Annotated in this window: 15 protein-coding genes, 3 pseudogenes and 1 riboswitch; of the genes and pseudogenes, 4 read left to right on the plus strand and 14 right to left on the minus strand. The window is 63.6% G+C overall.

Going from position 1 to position 15,497, the window contains the following annotated elements:
* Nucleotides 1-37 precede the first annotated feature (37 nt).
* Nucleotides 38-730, plus strand: a complete 693-nt coding sequence (locus tag LDO15_RS22425; protein ID WP_223988031.1) for a GntR family transcriptional regulator — start codon at nucleotides 38-40, stop codon at nucleotides 728-730.
* 617 nt (nucleotides 731-1,347) lie between these two features.
* On the opposite strand, the gene LDO15_RS22430 is transcribed toward LDO15_RS22425, so the two are convergent.
* The 3 genes from LDO15_RS22430 to LDO15_RS22440 all read right to left on the minus strand — a co-directional run bounded on the left by LDO15_RS22430 (nucleotide 1,348) and on the right by LDO15_RS22440 (nucleotide 4,819).
* Entirely contained in the window at nucleotides 1,348-2,814 is a 1,467-nt protein-coding gene (locus LDO15_RS22430; RefSeq protein WP_223988033.1) for an amidase, read from the minus strand.
* Nucleotides 2,815-2,985: 171 nt separating this feature from the next.
* Entirely contained in the window at nucleotides 2,986-3,585 is a 600-nt protein-coding gene (locus LDO15_RS22435) for an NAD-dependent epimerase/dehydratase family protein (protein ID WP_223988035.1), read from the minus strand.
* Between the two features lie 31 nt (nucleotides 3,586-3,616).
* Entirely contained in the window at nucleotides 3,617-4,819 is a 1,203-nt protein-coding gene (locus LDO15_RS22440) for an MFS transporter (protein ID WP_223988037.1), read from the minus strand.
* Nucleotides 4,820-4,938: 119 nt separating this feature from the next.
* On the opposite strand from LDO15_RS22440, the gene LDO15_RS22445 reads away from it, so the two are divergent.
* A complete protein-coding gene (locus LDO15_RS22445) occupies nucleotides 4,939-6,369 on the plus strand; it encodes a PLP-dependent aminotransferase family protein (RefSeq protein WP_223988039.1) in 1,431 nt (476 codons plus the stop codon).
* A gap of 106 nt (nucleotides 6,370-6,475) precedes the next feature.
* Nucleotides 6,476-6,802: a hypothetical protein gene (locus LDO15_RS22450; protein WP_223988042.1), complete on the plus strand. Its 327-nt coding sequence runs from the start codon at nucleotides 6,476-6,478 to the stop codon at nucleotides 6,800-6,802.
* Here LDO15_RS22450 and LDO15_RS22455 read toward each other — a convergent pair.
* From LDO15_RS22455 to LDO15_RS22465, 4 genes and pseudogenes are all read right to left on the minus strand, one after another.
* Complete coding sequence (locus LDO15_RS22455) at nucleotides 6,797-7,327, minus strand: transposase (RefSeq protein WP_263428415.1); 531 nt, start codon at nucleotides 7,325-7,327, stop codon at nucleotides 6,797-6,799. The genes LDO15_RS22450 and LDO15_RS22455 overlap by 6 nt on opposite strands.
* Before the next feature lie 55 nt (nucleotides 7,328-7,382).
* Nucleotides 7,383-7,493: pseudogene (locus LDO15_RS23435) on the minus strand (hypothetical protein); the annotation flags it as partial.
* Nucleotides 7,494-7,910: a helix-turn-helix domain-containing protein gene (locus LDO15_RS22460; protein WP_223988189.1), complete on the minus strand. Its 417-nt coding sequence runs from the start codon at nucleotides 7,908-7,910 to the stop codon at nucleotides 7,494-7,496.
* 202 nt (nucleotides 7,911-8,112) lie between these two features.
* A pseudogene (locus LDO15_RS22465) lies at nucleotides 8,113-8,481 on the minus strand (IS110 family transposase); the annotation flags it as partial.
* Between the two features lie 452 nt (nucleotides 8,482-8,933).
* Here LDO15_RS22465 and LDO15_RS22470 point away from each other — a divergent pair.
* A complete protein-coding gene (locus LDO15_RS22470; protein WP_223988179.1) occupies nucleotides 8,934-10,013 on the plus strand; it encodes an IS110 family transposase in 1,080 nt (359 codons plus the stop codon).
* A 42-nt stretch (nucleotides 10,014-10,055) separates the two neighbouring features.
* On the opposite strand, the gene LDO15_RS22475 is transcribed toward LDO15_RS22470, so the two are convergent.
* The 7 genes and pseudogenes from LDO15_RS22475 to LDO15_RS22505 all read right to left on the minus strand — a co-directional run bounded on the left by LDO15_RS22475 (nucleotide 10,056) and on the right by LDO15_RS22505 (nucleotide 14,862).
* Complete coding sequence (locus LDO15_RS22475) at nucleotides 10,056-10,250, minus strand: hypothetical protein (protein WP_223988044.1); 195 nt, start codon at nucleotides 10,248-10,250, stop codon at nucleotides 10,056-10,058.
* Between the two features lie 239 nt (nucleotides 10,251-10,489).
* A complete protein-coding gene (locus LDO15_RS22480) occupies nucleotides 10,490-11,989 on the minus strand; it encodes a nucleobase:cation symporter-2 family protein (RefSeq protein ID WP_223987805.1) in 1,500 nt (499 codons plus the stop codon).
* 298 nt (nucleotides 11,990-12,287) lie between these two features.
* Complete coding sequence (locus tag LDO15_RS22485) at nucleotides 12,288-12,551, minus strand: hypothetical protein (protein WP_223987802.1); 264 nt, start codon at nucleotides 12,549-12,551, stop codon at nucleotides 12,288-12,290.
* A gap of 266 nt (nucleotides 12,552-12,817) precedes the next feature.
* Nucleotides 12,818-12,979, minus strand: a pseudogene (locus LDO15_RS22490) (serine hydroxymethyltransferase); the annotation flags it as partial.
* Nucleotides 12,976-13,359, minus strand: coding sequence for a glycine cleavage system protein GcvH (gcvH, locus tag LDO15_RS22495; RefSeq protein ID WP_223988046.1), 384 nt, complete (start codon nucleotides 13,357-13,359; stop codon nucleotides 12,976-12,978). The gene gcvH and the pseudogene LDO15_RS22490, both read right to left, overlap by 4 nt.
* Nucleotides 13,360-13,386: 27 nt before the next feature.
* Complete coding sequence (gcvT, locus tag LDO15_RS22500) at nucleotides 13,387-14,535, minus strand: glycine cleavage system aminomethyltransferase GcvT (RefSeq protein ID WP_223988048.1); 1,149 nt, start codon at nucleotides 14,533-14,535, stop codon at nucleotides 13,387-13,389.
* Between the two features lie 12 nt (nucleotides 14,536-14,547).
* The gene (locus LDO15_RS22505; RefSeq protein ID WP_223988191.1) at nucleotides 14,548-14,862 is read right to left on the minus strand and encodes a hypothetical protein; all 315 of its coding nucleotides are present in this window, start codon (nucleotides 14,860-14,862) and stop codon (nucleotides 14,548-14,550) included.
* A 149-nt stretch (nucleotides 14,863-15,011) separates the two neighbouring features.
* A riboswitch (glycine riboswitch) is annotated at nucleotides 15,012-15,110 on the minus strand.
* Nucleotides 15,111-15,497: the final 387 nt, after the last annotated feature.

A 15,497-nucleotide genomic window follows, 5' to 3' on the forward strand; every position in this document is an offset into this window, starting at 1 on the left:
AGCGGCTAGCCTGGCGAACTCTAGGTAGATTGGGACCATGCAGATGAATGGTGCGTTCCAGGGGATCACAGGCGGCGGCCATGCCACCCATGCCCACACCGGAGCCTGGATTGCCGGCGTGCTGCGTTCGCGCATATCTGCAGGGCTACTCCCGCCGGGGACCAAGCTCTCCGAACAGAAGCTCGCGGCGGCGCTCGGGGTCTCGCGGAATACCCTGCGGGAGGCCTTTACGGTCCTCGCCGAGCAATCGATAGTGCAGCGCATCCCCAACCGGGGTGTCTACGTTTCCGCACCTGGAGCCGAAGATGTCCGGGAGATCTACCGTCTGCGGCGGCTGATTGAACCCGCGGCCGTCCTGTGGGGCGAGGTTGTGGCCGGAACGCTGGACAGCCTTGATGCCCTAATCGCAAGTGCCCGGGAAGCGCTGGCCGCAGGCTCTGTGCAGGGCATGGCCGACGCCAACCAGGAGCTGCACAAGGCGCTGGTGGCCCTTTCCGGAAGTACTTCACTGCAGGCCTTGATGGAAAAGGTCCTCGCCGAGATGCGGCTTGTGTTCCTTCCCATGGCCACCACTCCAGAATTCCACAGCCAATATGTGGAGCGCAACGCCGCTCTTGTGGCTATGATACGGGCCGGGCGCCGTGTCGAAGCTGCTGAGGAGCTTCGACGGTACTTGGACGCTGCAGAGCAAGAGCTGCTCGCGGAGCTGAACGGAGAATCCCCCTCCTAGTTGCTGACAACCAGCAACTTGCCCCCGTGGTCCAAGACCATATCCCGAACGGCGGGTCGTATCCCCTAGGAACCGGTCACTGGGGGCGGTACGGGTCCCGAGAGAAGCTAATACGCGGACAAGGAAGCCGGCCGAAAGTCACCGGAGAACCCGGGGCCAAGGCAAGGTCGACGGTGTCACCCCGTCCAGCACCGGCTCGTCAACAATTTATCGACCTGGGTCGGCTGTGTCGGGACACCTGATCAGGCCGCTGCTGGGTTTGACCCCATAATCATCTGGGATGAATTGTGGCGCGCTCTCGCACTCCCGTCGAGCACACGTTTCGTTTGGACCCCGTGCCGTTTGCCGTGCAGATTCGGCTCTCGCTGGACATCGACGCGCGCAGAGGCTCTGGATCAGGTGAGATTTCGCCCCGGCAGGCGTCCGCCCTTTCGGAGCTTTTTGGCCTGACCAGCTCAAGGCGGGAACGGACGAGCCCGGTCTCTAGAGTCAAGAAGCAAATTTCCTGTGCCTGCGCCGCCGCCGATGTGAAAGGGACCCATGAGCGCATCCTCGTCATCGGAGCCGGTGCGACAGGAGACGACTTCGATGCCTCGTGCCGGGAGCCGGTGGCAAGGTCATCTAGACGCCGGAGGGGTGAAGCCGCCGAACTCCTGCTCGAGCAGCTGGGCGAAACGAATGGGTGTGTGGTCTTCGAACATCGGACCAATTAGTTGAACACCGATGGGCAACCCATCGGGTGACCGGGTGATGGGCACGGCGGTCGCGGGGAGCCCGGGCGTTGTGGCGACACCGGCCCACACGAGCTGATCGGCGTAGTCGTAGTCGGCATCGTCAATCGGGATGGTTCGCGCCCACAGGTCCGCGCTCTGATCGTGACGGAAGGCAGTGGTCGGTGCCGCGGGGCAGATCACAATGTCGAATTCAGTGAACAGCTCGCTCCACGCGGCGCGGTGCCGGGTGCGAAGCGAGTCAGCGGTGATCCAATCGCGGTAGCTGAGTGCGGCGCCGCGGGTGCGTTCGGCGGCGAGGCTTATGTCGTCTGGGTCGACCCGTTGTGAGGCCGTGCGCGCCTGCTCGTAAACGTCGGGCGGGTACGCGGCCGCAATGGAGGCGAGAAGGAGGCGCATGTAGAGTCTCGCTGCTTCGATCTGATCGGGTAACAGGACGCTGTTGCGGTTCACCTTCGCACCTGCCTGAGCGAGACCTGAGGCCAGATAGTCGATTGCCGTGCGCACGTCGGTCGACGTCGGGATGAGCGGATGCGTGTCCACGATGAGAACCCGGTAGCTGGGCAGGTCATCGTGGCGGGCCGGGGGCAGTGCGAGCCGATGAGCGATGCCCACCCCCGTCGCATCTGGCTCGGCCAAGAGATTGAGCATGAGCGCAAGGTCAGAGGCGCTGCGGGCCATCGGTCCGATGACCGTGAGATCCCGGTCGTAGGCCAACGGCCGAGCAGGTGGGGTCGTGTGCCCTCGCGCGGGCAGCAGGCCGAACGAGGGTTTGTGCGCGTACACGCCCGTGAAGTGCGCGGGCATCCGCAGTGATCCCGCGATATCAGAACCGATCGAGACGGCCCCGAACCCGGCCGCGAGTGCCGCGGCCGAACCGCCGGAGGATCCGCCGGGCGTCCGCTCCCGGTCCCATGGATTGTTCGTCGTTCCATAGATGGGGTTGTAGGTCTGTAGATCTCCGAGCGCGACGGGCACATTCGTCTTCCCGAGGATCACGGCACCCGCAGCCTTCAGACGCGCGACCGCGACGGCGTCCTCGGTCGGAACGAAATTCTTGAACGGCGGGATACCCCATGTCGTGGGCAGCCCGGCGACGTTGAAGGATTCTTTGACCGTGATCGGCACCCCGAGGAGCGGCCCGCCCGCACCCCGGGCCCTGGCCGCATCGGCCACGCGGGCTGCATCCAGGGCGCGATCGAAGTCCCGCACGGGAATGGCGTTGATGCCGCTGTCGTAGCGTTCGATGCGATCCATCGCAGCGGAGGCAAGCTCGACAGCAGATACCGCTCGGTCGTTCATCGCCGAAATCAACTCTGTCGCCGTCGAGTGCGTGTAGTCGGTTGTGGTCATGGCGTCCTCACTTCAGTAATTGTCATGGCTGGAACCGGCATGAGAGGCGGTCCAACTTATGCCTAATTTCCAGACCAATGGTGCAGCTGGAAGGGGCGGACGCGACGCGGGCCCAACCGCCCCTTTGGCCTGGATCAAGCTGTGCCTCTGAGGTGGCGTCTCCTCTTGGCCTCAGTCGGTGATGACGATCACGCCCGACGGCTCGTTCAGCAGCTCGACCGTCCGCTCTGCGGCGCGGTCGATCTGGATTCGCGGGTCTTCGGGGATCTGGTGTTCGTTGTAAGTGCCGGGTCCGTAAAACTGGCCATAGCTCAGGACGACGCCACCTTCCGCGAGAACGGAGCGCTCCAGCTCTGCCACCGCCAGCGCGTCCGGCCCATCGGGCAGCTGCCACGCAACAGTCTGCGCCAGGATCTTCGGCGACCCGGACTGTCGTGCGGCCTCGATCAGGTTCTGGTTCCCCTCCGTGCGGATGCGAGCGTTCAGCTCCGCGTGGGCACCGATGCTCTCTACGTCGTCCGGCAGATCAGTTAGCTCGTTGAGGATCATGTCCGGTGCGAAGTCACGAACGGCCTGGATCAGCCTTTCTCGGTCGAAGACATCGCAGAGGATCGGTTCGGCACCGAGTCGGCTGAGCAGTTCGGTCTTGTCAGTCGAACGGGTCATGCCTCCGACGATGTGCCCGGCCCGGACTAGCCGGGGGATCAGTCTTTGACCGATCACTCCGGAGGCTCCGGCAAGGAATACGCGCTGGCTGTTGGTGGAGGACATTTGACTGCCTTCTTTCTTGTGGGGGTCCGGTTCACACGTTGGTGAGTTCATGGAGACCGTCGTTCTTGCCGGATTGCTGGTGCGTGCGTAGTTTGAGACGATGCTGAGCAGCGAGGCTGAGCAGCGCGAGGAATACGACTACCGCGCCGTACCAGCGGACGGTCGGGACGACGCCGAGGACGTCTGTGAGTTGCCCGGCGAGGACCACGGGCAGTCCGAGACCGACGTACGAGACGACATAGATTCCTGCGACGACTCCGGCACGTTGGTGGGCAGCCACGATCGAGATGATGAGGCCCAAAGCCGCGGTGAATGCCGCACCGAATCCGAGGCCGGCGATGGCTTGCCCGATGAACATGGTGACGAGGCTGTTGGCGGTCGCGCCTCCGATGATGCCGAGGGAGCCGATGATGGATGCCCAGATTCCGATGCTCATCGCAGTCCGAGGACGGACGCGGGCGAACGATAGCCCGATGATCACGGAGACCGCCGGCGCTATGAACCCGGCGAGCCCGTCGAGCAGGCCGCTGTCGAGGTGGAACACGCTGTGGACCATGCTCGGGGCCAGGCCACCGGAGAGTCCGGCGAGCATCCATACCGCTGCGACCGCGGGCGCTGCAGCCAGGAACTCGGCGCGGGCTGCCGACGGGATCGCGACGTTGGGGATCATCGAGCGAAGTGCTCCGGGGCTGCGGCGGATGGTCTCCCGGGAGGCAGCGACGGCGAAGCCGCCGACAATGGTGAGTGCGCTGAGAACGACGAAGGCGATCGTGTTGGCCGAGGACGTGAGCTCGATCGCAAAGCCTGCCAGAAGGGACCCCACGGCAAGACCTCCGGTGAGTCCGACGCTGCCGAGGATCGGGCCAAGCCGCTTCTGATGGGGCGGCGCATGCTCGACGAGTGCTGCCGTGAACGCCGCGGTCGCCGCGCCGCTGGCGACTCCCTGCACAATTCGGCCCGCGATGACCCACCCGATTTCAGGGGCCAGGAGGAATATGAGGTTCGATGCGAACTGGACGACGAGGGCGCCGATCAGTACCGGCCGTCTGCCGATATGATCTGACAGCGAACCCAAGGTGAGTGCGGCCGCGAGGAATCCGATCGCATAGACGGCGAACGCCACCGTGAGCAGTGAAGGCGCGAAGCCCCACTGCTCCCGGTAGACCACCAGCAGTGGTGTCAGGGCGCCGGCTGCGAGATACATGCTGGTGAATGCGAGTGCTGTACCCGCCAAGGCCAGGCCTGGGCGTAGCGTATGCCGTCTTCCGGGGGTGCCCGCGTTTCCATGGATTTCGTCAGTGGTCATATCGTCGACTTTACGGGTCAAGAGGACCGGGTGTAGGGTCCACTTTTATGATGAATTTCCAGACCAATTCGGCGACTGAATCGCTCTTCGGGACGGGTGTGGACCTGCACCTGGAGCTGAGAGGCCCGGGGCTGCGGGCTGGGCTGACGGGCGCTCTGCGGGAGGCGGTGCGCTCGGGACGACTGACGCCGGGCACTCGTCTGCCGGCATCCCGGACGCTCGCGGCTGATCTCGGCATCGCCCGCAGTACTGTGACCGAGTGCTACGCCGAACTGGTAGCCGAGGGCTGGCTCACGGCCCAACAAGGCTCCGGCACCCGGGTGGCTCAACGGGCCACGCCACGCCGCGCAGCGGCTCGCACCGGACAGACTGGGCCGCAGCGACGCCGACCCACCCACGGACTGCTACCCGGTGCAGCGGACTTCGCGGAGTTTCCTCGCCCCCAATGGCTCGCCGCCGCCCGCCGCGCCCTGACAGTAGCACCGCATGACGCCTTCGGTTACGGCGATCCCCTCGGCAGGGTGGAACTGCGCACCGCTCTAGCAGACTACCTCTCCAGGGTCCGCGGCGTGTATGCAGAGCCAGAGCGGATCATTATCTGTTCCGGTTTTCACCACGGGCTGACGTTGACAGCACGAGCACTCAAAGCGCGGGGCGAGCGTGCAGTAGCAGTCGAGGCATACGGTCTAGGCCTCTACCGCACCCTACTGACCGACGCCGGCCTGAGCATCCCGCCACTGCCCATCGATGAACATGGGGCACGTACTGACGACCTGGCGAGCCTGGGCGGTGTGGGTGCCGTACTGCTGACACCGGCCCACCAGTTCCCGACGGGCGTCGCCCTGTCCCCGGAACGGCGCGCCGTCGCTATCGACTGGGCCCGCACCACCGGCGGGCTGGTCCTAGAAGACGACTACGACGGAGAGTTCCGATACGACCGAAAACCGGTGGGAGCTGTCCAGGGCCTCGACCCTGACCGCGTCGTGTACTTCGGCACAGCGAGCAAATCACTGGCACCCGCCCTCCGAGTTGCCTGGATGGTGGTACCCGGACACCTCCTCCCGGATATCACGGCAGCCAAGGGGCGCGTCGAGACGGTGAGCGTCCTGGAACAACTGACTCTCGCGGAGTTCATCACCTCGGGCGCTTTCGACCGTCATGTACGCTCTCGGCGGCAGAGCTACCGGCGCCGACGCGACCAACTGGTCGCAGCCCTGGCGCAGAGCGCACCCGACATCCGAGTGTCCGGCATGGCCGCCGGGCTGCAAGCGGTCCTCGAACTACCACCCGGAACCGAGAGCTGGGCCCTACAAGCCGCGGCCCGCCAAGGACTGATGGTCAGCGGGATGGCGGAGTTTCGTCATGAAGAACTAGACCGGCGGGCAGCCACACAAGACGCCCTCGTCGTCAACTACTCAGCAGTCTCGGACAGCGCATGGGAGGGAGCACTGAACACGTTGTGCAGCGTGATGCCGTAGGGCGCACTCAGGCGGCCCGCTAAACGATTTGCTATTCCGAGGACTGGCATCCTCGCTCGGCAGTGTCGGCACGGCCTACGACAAGGCCCTCCGACAATGGACAACCGTGCTGTTCAAGGACGAATGCATCCGCAGCAGCAGACATTTCTTAAACGTTCCGCTCATACAGCTCGCAGACGTGGCGAGAGCGACCAGGGGCTGGGTCCACTCATACAACACCGTCAGACTGCACGGCCCGCTGGCCTCGGTCCCGCCCGACGAATTCGAGAAGATCAACTACGCGAAATTAGATCCCTCATCAAACGAGGCCACAGTAAGAAGAAGGGATAAACTTTCCGACCCCAATATGGGGTCTAAGGGGCTCTTCAAGGTTCATGGGGAAATTGATTCCCGGATGAGTGTCATGCCGCCGTCCGGGCGGCACTGGTCATGAGGATAATCGATTTGTAGTTCCCTGCGTTGCGGTAGCCGCGGGCGGTGCGTTTATGTGCTTGATTCCGGTGTTGTTGGCTTCGACCTTGCCGGTGGTGGCGCCGGTGACGATGAGGACTTCGATCTCGTTCCACCACCGGCAGACAGTGCGGTAGAGCTTGTTCGTCTCCGGCCTTCCGGCGGCCTCAACTAGGGTCTTGAGTTCCTCTTTCGCCGAGGCGGCGTCGGCCAGCGAGTTGGTGCGCAGCAGGGCCCGCAGCTGTTCCTTGACCTTCCAGACTGCCTGGAGCTTGCCGGTGGCGTCATCGGCGGCGAAGACCTCAGCCAGGCGGTGGGCCGCGGTGTCAGAGAGTGTGTCGCCGGCGCGCAGGAGCAGCATCCGGTGGGCCCAGGCCTTGTCGATGCCGCGGCCGCGGCGGCCCTTGACCTGCTGGGAGAGGTTCTGCCGGGTCTCGGTCACCGCCTGGTTGGCCAGGGACACCAGGTGGAAGTGATCGACCGCGACCGCGGTGCGGGGAAGCCACATCCTCAACGCTTTCTTCGAATGCGGCCGAGGGGTCGATCGCGACCACCTGCACGCCCAGCCGCCACTGAAGCGGGCGGGCGAAGAGCCAGTCCCCGACGCCCTTGTGATCCCGGCCGTCGACCACGCCCAGGACCTGCCCGGTGTCCAGATCCACGATGGTGGTCATTCACGGCTCGTGCCGGATCCACGAGCTGGATTCCGGGTCACGGAAATACCGCACTGATCGGAACCGGTGTTCGTCGATGCCCAGCATGCGCGGGCTGAGCTCATCCACGTCCGGCAGCGTCAGAAGGCAGGCTTCTGTCAGCGCGGCACGGACCATCCACCAGGACACCGCGAACGCGGCAGCGGTCTCGGACACGGCCCGGCCGGAATTGATGACCGCGTCAACGACGTGGTCCCGGAGCCGGCCGGTGGAGCGGGCGCGGCGCGGGACCTGGGCGGTGGATTCAAAGAACGAGAGCCGGGGACCCTCGGGTTCCACGCAGTGCCAGCGGTACTTGGACCAGAGAACCTCCACGGCGCCAGCCACGGGAATGTCGCGGATCCGCTGAAAGCGCCGTTCCTTTCGCCGCGTCGCCACGACACCGCAGGGGGGTGTCCCTATGCTTTTGGTCAAGCGGCCTGGGGAGCTTTTTCCTCGTAGAGTGTCCCGTTTCGGAGCATCGCGTGGATGACGTCGCAGCGGCGCCGGGCGAGGCAGATGATGGCGGCGTTGTGCTTCTTTCCCTGGGCGCGTTTCCGGTCGTAGTAGGCCTTGGAGAGCGGACTTCGCTGTCCCGGTCCACGGCCCGCAGCGTGTGAGGCATCGCCCGGGCTGTCTCGGCAATGATGAATGCGTCCCGGGCATCTGTTTTCGAATTACCGGGATGCAGATCCGCCGCTTTGCGCATGGCCAGCCCGGGCAGGTAAGCGACTTCGCAGCCGCAATCCCTGGCCACCGCCACGGGCAGGGCACCGATGGTGTTGGGCTGGTCCACGACCATCAGCACGTTCCCATGCTGCTGCAGCGTCGTGAAAAGCTCCCGCAGCCGGGCTTCGTCCTGCGGCAACGGCTTATCAAAAAGGCGTTCGCCGGCGCGGCTCAGCGCGGTGGCGTGGTGTTCGCTCTTGCCGACATCAAGTCCGCAGTAAACGTCGAATCCCTGATCCATACTGGCGCTCCTTCGCACCACTCTATGGCCGCAGTCACGACACCCGCTGCCGGCACCCACGTTACGAAGAGACCTGAACCCGTTGGTCCGGCCTTGTCCCTATCAGCGGTCAACAAGTGCCTCCGGACCCGGCGACAACACCCCCCTGTGAGTCTTGATGTGGCTGGTCTGGGACTGGCTGGCAGGGTTGGTGCTGGACGCCTCTTCCTGGCTGTGACTCAACACCCCCTCGGCCCTTTCTTGGGCCTTGGATCCGAATTGTCCGGTCACGGAAATGGCGGCCAGTGCCTGCCCGGCCCACCTCGATGGCTTGATCAGAAGACTGCCCAGCCCCTTAGGACTGTGGCTCATCACAGGAATGCCTCTGAGTGACCTTCACCCGGGCCGGCGTCCGGGCCGCACCGCGCGGCCTGAAGCATCTGCCCGTTCGTGAGGAAGGAACCCCGACCGCGATGACCACTGTCGCATGCTCCCACCCGTTCGTCATCGGCGTGGACACCCACGCCCGCACACATACCTATGCCGTTATCGCCGCCAGCGGCGAGCATCTGGGCACCCAGGCCTTCCCGAATACGCACGCCGGTAGGAACCGTGCGATCGCCTGGGCCGCACGCCGCACGGGCGGCGACCTCGGTGCCTTGTGGGTCATCGAGGGCACCGGCAGCTACGGGGCCCTGCTCACGGGCACCGTCGGAAGGGCGGGGTACCGAGTCGTTGAAGCCCCCAGGGCCTACGCACCCGCCCGCCGGGGCGCCGGAAAATCCGATCCGCTGGACGCGGCCGCCATCGCTGCAGCAGCTCTTCCACTGGACGAGGCTCGTCTGCGAATCCCGCGACAGGACGATGGAATCCGTGCCGCCCTGCGCGTCCTGGTCGCCGCCAGAGAGCAGATGACGCTCGAGCGGACCGCTAAGGTCAACGCCCTTACCGCCCTACTGCGGGCCATCGACCTAGGAATCGACGCCCGCAAGCCCCTCACCGATACCCAGATCACCGAGATCTCCCACTGGCGCGCCCGCGACGAAGAGTTGGCTCTGTCGACTGCGCGGGCCGAGGCCGTCCGGCTCGCCAAGCGCATCACCACGCTGGACGCCGAGCTTAAGGACAATCACACCCGCACCACGGAGCTTCTGGAGTCCAGCCCCGCCGCTCCGCTTCTGGAGGAAACAGGAATCGGGACCGTGACCGCCGCCGTGGTCTACACAGCCTGGTCGCATCTGGGCCGGGTACGTTCCGAGGCCGCCTTCGCCGCCCTGGCCGGGGTCAATCCCATCCCAGCATCGTCGGGGAACACAGTCCGACACAGACTCAACAGAGGAGGCGACAGGCGCCTCAACAGTGCACTCCACATGGCTACCGTCGTCAGGATGGTCCACGACCCCGTCACCCGGGCCTATGCCGAACGCAAGAAAGTCGAAGGTAAGAACCCACGAGAGATCCGCCGCATCCTCAAGAGATATCTCGCCCGGCACCTCTATCGCGCCCTGAACGCGCTCCACACCGCTAACGACACGGTCCCGAGGACGGCTTGACAGATATAGAAGATTCGGATCATCAGTGACAGGGCAGGAAAGTCATACCGGGTCCAGCGACCATGTCCCCGGCGGTCGGGAACCCAATAAATGTAACGGGCAGCCCGGTGGCTGGTCGGTTTCGACAATGACCTGGCGGCGCCCGTTCTCCAGCACGGTGGCGGAGATGACGCGGTAGTCGGGCAGGTTGAAGATGCTGGTGGCAGCGTCAGCCGCCGCCCCGGTAGGCTCAGTCAAGGCTCGTGGTCCTGTTCCTGGTTTGAATGCTTAGACACACTCATCCCAGCAGGGCCACGGGCCCCTTTTTTAGCTACGACACGGAATCAATTCCCCACCAACCTTGAAGAGCCGTCTAAGGAGTCCGAGAGAGACAAAGCAGGCGACCGAACTCGGCCGCAATTGACCCTGCACGAACGACGTGTGGCCCCCTCTTCTGAGGAATCGGGGGCCACAAGTGTCTGGGAGCGCCCCGGCGCCTAGTGTTCCGGGGACTTCTGGGCAAACTGGACGGGGACTTCCGTGCCCTCAGCGTCGATCAGCTTGCCGCCTTCGAACCGGTCGCCGTCGGCCAGGCACTTGAGGTCGTCTTCGGTCACCACCCGTCGCCCGGTACCCGCCACGGTGATCGACTGGTTCTCCGAGTTGCCCGCTTTGAAGTGGTTGAAGAGCAGGTTTAGGCAGATGGCCATGATGGCGGCAGAGCTGATGCCCGAGTGGAAGATGGTGGCAAACCAGGGCGGGGTCTTATCGTAGAACGTGGGTGCGACGATCGGGATCATGCCGAAGCCGATGGAGGCGGCCACGATGATCAGGTTCATGTTGTTCCGGTACTCCACTTTAGCTAGTGTCCGGATTCCGCTGGCGGCGACGGTGCCGAAGAGAACTATGCCAGCACCGCCTAGCACGGCGGTGGGGACGGCTGCAACGACTCGGCCAAGTATCGGAAGCAGGCCCAGGAGAACCAGGATGAGACCGCCGGCTGCCACCACGTAACGGCTTTTCATCTTGGTGACGGCGACGAGTCCGACATTTTGGGCGAAGGCGCTCTGGGGGAACGAACCGAAAATTGGTGCCACCAGGCTGGAAACCATATCCGCGCGCAACCCAGCTGCGATGCGCTTGGAATCTGTTTTGGTGCCGATGATTTCGCCGACGGCCAGGATGTCGGCCATGGTTTCGGTCAGGATAACGACCATCACGATCACCATGGAGATGATGGCTGCGATCTCAAACGTGGGGATGCCAAGGTGGAAGGGCGTGGGAAACGCGACGACTGGGCCGTCGCCCACCTTCGAGAAGTCCGCCATGCCGACGACAACGGAGACTAGGGTTCCGATCACCATGGCGAGGAGGATGGACAGGCGGGAAATCGTTGCCCTGCCTACCTTACTCAGCACGAGGACCAGGGCAAATGTCAAGGCGGCCAGACCGAGGTTAGCCATGCTGCCGTAGTCCTCGGCCTTTTTGTTCCCGCCCATGGCCCAGTTCGCCGCCACCGGCATGAGCGTCAGGCCGATAGTGGTGATAACGGTGCCGGTCACCACGGGTGGGAAGAATCGGACGATCCTCGAAAAGACGGGCGCGATCAGGAGACCGATGGCTGCGGACGCGATGACCGCACCGAACACGGCCGGAAGCCCGCCGCCGCCAGTCACGATGGCGACCATAGTCGCGACGCTGGAGAACGACACTCCCTGCACCAATGGTAATTGGCAACCAAAGAACGGGAGGCCGATAGTCTGCAGGAGCGTTGCCAGGCCCCCCACAAAGAGAGCGGCGGCGATCAGGATGCCGATGTCGTTAGGCGCTAGACCGGCAGCCTGACCGACGATAAGGGGAACGGCGATAATGCCGCCATACATGCTCAGGACGTGCTGGAAGCCGTAAGCGAAGCTGCTCCCGATGGAGACCCGTTCGTCTTCAGGCCGGTTACTTGGCCGCTTGGTACCAGCCTTGGAGGGACTTTTCTGGTTCATGGTGAACTCTCTGATTCATGACAGACGTCTTCGTCTGCTCAACATTGTCTGGCTAACAAGATGATGGGAGATCCTTCTGTGGATTTTGGTCCAGAGAACGGTCGTGTGGAGGTCCCGCAGGGCCCGATGAGTGGACAAGACACGGTCGGGTGAACCTGAGGTTGCTGCGGGCTTAGCAAATGCCCGCGAAGCCGGTCAACGCGACGGAGCGCAGGCGTCGTCGCGCCGGAACGGGGAAAATTGGGCGCGCGTTCGCAAAATTGACTTCCAGAATAGCCCAGCATCGACGTGGTGTGCATCACACTGCCGCGCGTAGAAGTGGTGATTCGGGTAGGTGAACGCCATCGGATCTGACTTCCAGAGTTTGCCCGTAGGGAACGTCGCTACTTAACTCGGCTGTGTAAGTCGAATGGTCATGTCTGGTGAGAAGTATGCCGGAGGATGGTCGCTCTAGGGCGGCAAGGATGAGCAGTCCGACGGCTTCATTGATTGATTCTTGGACGCTTTCGGCGTCGAGGGCGGTGATGCGGATTGCTGTTGGACTAACTTGTTCGGTGGTCATCTACGGACTTTCGTGCAAAGGGGGCGGCGCCTTTGGCCTCTCCTCTGAATCATGCGGGAGGTTCAAGACGATGGATACGAACGGGCGTGGCATCGCCGTCGATAGCAGGAAGATTCCACTTCCAGCTCTTCGGGCGCTGTTCTTTACCGCTTGAGGAGGCGCTCTGTCCTTCCCGGTTGACCTGTTCGGGCAGGCGAAAGGACGCCAATTTGCTCCCGTGGTACGGAGCATCCATCCACTGAAGAGCCGGCCCCTTCCGCGCCGGGCGCGGTGTGGTTATCCGAGGCGATCATCTCCAGGCCGTCCCGCTGGCGGGTGAGCTCGGCTCCGATCTTCGCAGCGATCTCCGGATCCAGCGCGGACAGGTCCGCGTCTAAGGACGGGGACCCTACCTGCTCAAACGCGACGGTAGCCGCTGGGCCGTTCACAGTTCGCCACCGTTCATGGACGCGTACTCCTGGGCGGAGAGCAGCGGGCCTTCGGCGGTCACGGCCACCTTGAACAGCCAGCCGGCGCCGTATGGATCGCTGTTGATCAGCGACGGGTCGTCGACGACGGCGGGGTTGATGGCGGTGACCTTGCCGGTCACCGGTGCATACAGGTCCGAGACGGACTTGGTCGATTCGACCTCGCCGCAGGTCTCCCCCGCTGTCACCTTTGTGCCGACCTCGGGCAGGTCCACGTACACAATGTCACCCAAGGCATCCGCGGCCACGGCCGAAATACCAATGCCAACCGGGCCGGACCCGTCAGCGGCAACCCACTCGTGCTCTGCGGAGTACTTCAGTTCAGCAACAACCTTGCTCAATTTGCTTCCTGTCTTCGGAGGGAGAATCTACTTTTGGCGCTTGTAGAAAGGCAGTACGACAACTTCGAAGGGCTCGGTCTTGCCACGTACGACAATGTCCACGAGGGTGCCGGGTTCGGTGTGCTTGACATCGACGTAGGCCATGGCAATCGGGTAGCCCAAGGTGGGTGAGGGCTGGCCGGAGGTAACTTCGCCGATCAAACCGCCATTTCTGAGAACTGCATAGAGGCCCCGCGCGGCTCGCCGTCCGAGGCCCTTGAGCCCGACGAGTTTCTGGCCAATAGTTGTGCCGACGCCGGCTTCCTTCTTGGCGGCCAGCGCGGACTTGCCGATGAAGTCGCCCTCCTTGGACAGCGCGATGACGGAGCCCAGGCCGGCAGCGTATGCATTGCCATACCGGGAGAGTTCGTTGCCGTAGAGCGGCATGCCGGCCTCGAGCCGGAGCGAGTCGCGGGACGCGAGTCCGGCGGGCGTCAGCTCGCCCTCTTCGGCGATGGCGACGAGCGCCTGCCAGAGGGCTGAGGCGGCGTCGTTTCCGACGAAGATCTCAAAGCCGTCCTCACCGGTGTAGCCGGTGCGGGCCAGCAGGAGGTCCTGGCTGGCGCCGCCGAACATGAACGAAACCTCCACGGCGGCGTAATACTTCAGGCCGGTCACGAGGTCGTGCTGACCGGCGGGGATCAGGCGCAGCAGGATCTCCTGGGCCTTGGGCCCCTGCACGGCGATCAGCGAGGTCTCGGCGGAGGCGTCCAGGACGGTGACATCGAACCCTGATGCCCGTACGGCGAGGGCTGCGGCGACCACCGTGGCGTTGCCCGCGTTGGGGACCAAGAGGAACTTGTCAGTGCCGTCGGTCCCCGCCGGGCGGCGGTAGGTGATGAGGTCGTCGATGATGCCGCCGTCCTCCTGGCAGATCAGCGAGTACTTGGCCTTGCCGATCGCCATCGCGGAGATCTTGCCGACGAGGGCGTAGTCGAGGAAGGCTGCGGCGTCGGGGCCGGTGACCCAGACTTCGCCCATGTGGGAGAGGTCGAACAGGCCCGCGGAGTTGCGGACGGCGTGGTGCTCGGCGAGTTCGGAGCTGTACTTCAGCGGCATCTGCCAGCCGCCGAAGTCAGTGAAGGAGGCGTCGAGCTTCTTGTGCTCTTCGTACAGGGCCGTGTAGTTCTCAGGCATCGTTGGCTGTCCTTAGTTGGCGGAGTCGTCCGAGCGGACCTCGAAGGCTTCGAGGGGAGGGCAGAAGCAGATCAGGTTGCCGTCCCCTGCAGCACCGTCGATCCGTCCGACCGGCGGGAAGTACTTGTCCTGCTTGAGCGTGTGGACAGGGAAGACGCCCTGCTCGCACGGGTACTCGCGGGTCCGGATGTCCTTCGGAACGGCGATGTCCACCGCGGCATCGACGGTGTCGTAGCCGTAAGCCTTCAGCATGTCGTCGACGTCGGTCTGGCGGCGCGCGCCGATGTGCCCGTCCGAAAATAGGGATTTAGATGAATGAACCGCCATGAGGAACTCCACAATTCAGGGATATGAGCCACGAATATTCAGGTTCCTCCCCGCTCTGTATTGGACCTGAGAGTTTTCGCGTCCCCTGTGGTTACAGGGCACCGCTTGCACCGTCGGTGAGTCGAGGTTCCAACTACGTTCAGAGTTGCCTCACCGCGGCGGTACGGGGGCCTGAGAGATTCCTGGGGAGGATTTGCTCCTACGGCGCCTGCTTGTATCTACTTGCAGGGCTCTCCCGCCGCGATCAACAGCTGTATCACTTGTGAGTGATATGTCTCACACAATAACCGACCTCGGATAGGAGCGGGAGGTGAGGATGCAAAAAATGCAACCGTGAGGGTGTTGTAAAAAATGCAACTTAGGGCTTGTGCAGAAAATGCAACTGGGGGTTGTGGAACCCAAGATTTCGTTGCTAGAACTTATCGCAACGCATCCGGTGGAGGAATCTAATTGGAGCTTGCGGCATCCAGTTCAGTTATCCCGCAGCTTCGCACGATGCGGATATGTGCTGAAGATAAAAGGGAAGTATGTGGAATCAAAAGCATTTAGGATCAAGTTTGTCCGATTCCAAAAATGCTAATAGATATTATCTAAGCAGGCTTTTCCTGCGACACCAGTCAGTGTCCGGCAGGGGG

The sequence above is a fragment of the Arthrobacter sp. NicSoilB8 genome (assembly GCF_019977355.1).
In the GTDB taxonomy this organism is placed as follows: Bacteria; Actinomycetota; Actinomycetes; order Actinomycetales; family Micrococcaceae; genus Arthrobacter.

Excerpts from the sequence above, each read along its gene's own strand:
- LDO15_RS22425 (WP_223988031.1), top strand. The coding sequence starts at position 38 with ATGCAGATGAATGGTGCGTTCCAGGGGATCACAGGCGGCGGCCATGCC.
- LDO15_RS22430 (WP_223988033.1), bottom strand. The coding sequence starts at position 2,814 with ATGACCACAACCGACTACACGCACTCGACGGCGACAGAGTTGATTTCG.
- LDO15_RS22435 (WP_223988035.1), bottom strand. The coding sequence starts at position 3,585 with ATGTCCTCCACCAACAGCCAGCGCGTATTCCTTGCCGGAGCCTCCGGA.
- LDO15_RS22445 (WP_223988039.1), top strand. The coding sequence starts at position 4,939 with ATGATGAATTTCCAGACCAATTCGGCGACTGAATCGCTCTTCGGGACG.
- LDO15_RS22455 (WP_263428415.1), bottom strand. The coding sequence starts at position 7,327 with ATGTGGCTTCCCCGCACCGCGGTCGCGGTCGATCACTTCCACCTGGTG.
- LDO15_RS22470 (WP_223988179.1), top strand. The coding sequence starts at position 8,934 with ATGACCACTGTCGCATGCTCCCACCCGTTCGTCATCGGCGTGGACACC.
- LDO15_RS22480 (WP_223987805.1), bottom strand. The coding sequence starts at position 11,989 with ATGAACCAGAAAAGTCCCTCCAAGGCTGGTACCAAGCGGCCAAGTAAC.
- LDO15_RS22485 (WP_223987802.1), bottom strand. The coding sequence starts at position 12,551 with ATGACCACCGAACAAGTTAGTCCAACAGCAATCCGCATCACCGCCCTC.
- gcvT (WP_223988048.1), bottom strand. The coding sequence starts at position 14,535 with ATGCCTGAGAACTACACGGCCCTGTACGAAGAGCACAAGAAGCTCGAC.
- LDO15_RS22505 (WP_223988191.1), bottom strand. The coding sequence starts at position 14,862 with ATGGCGGTTCATTCATCTAAATCCCTATTTTCGGACGGGCACATCGGC.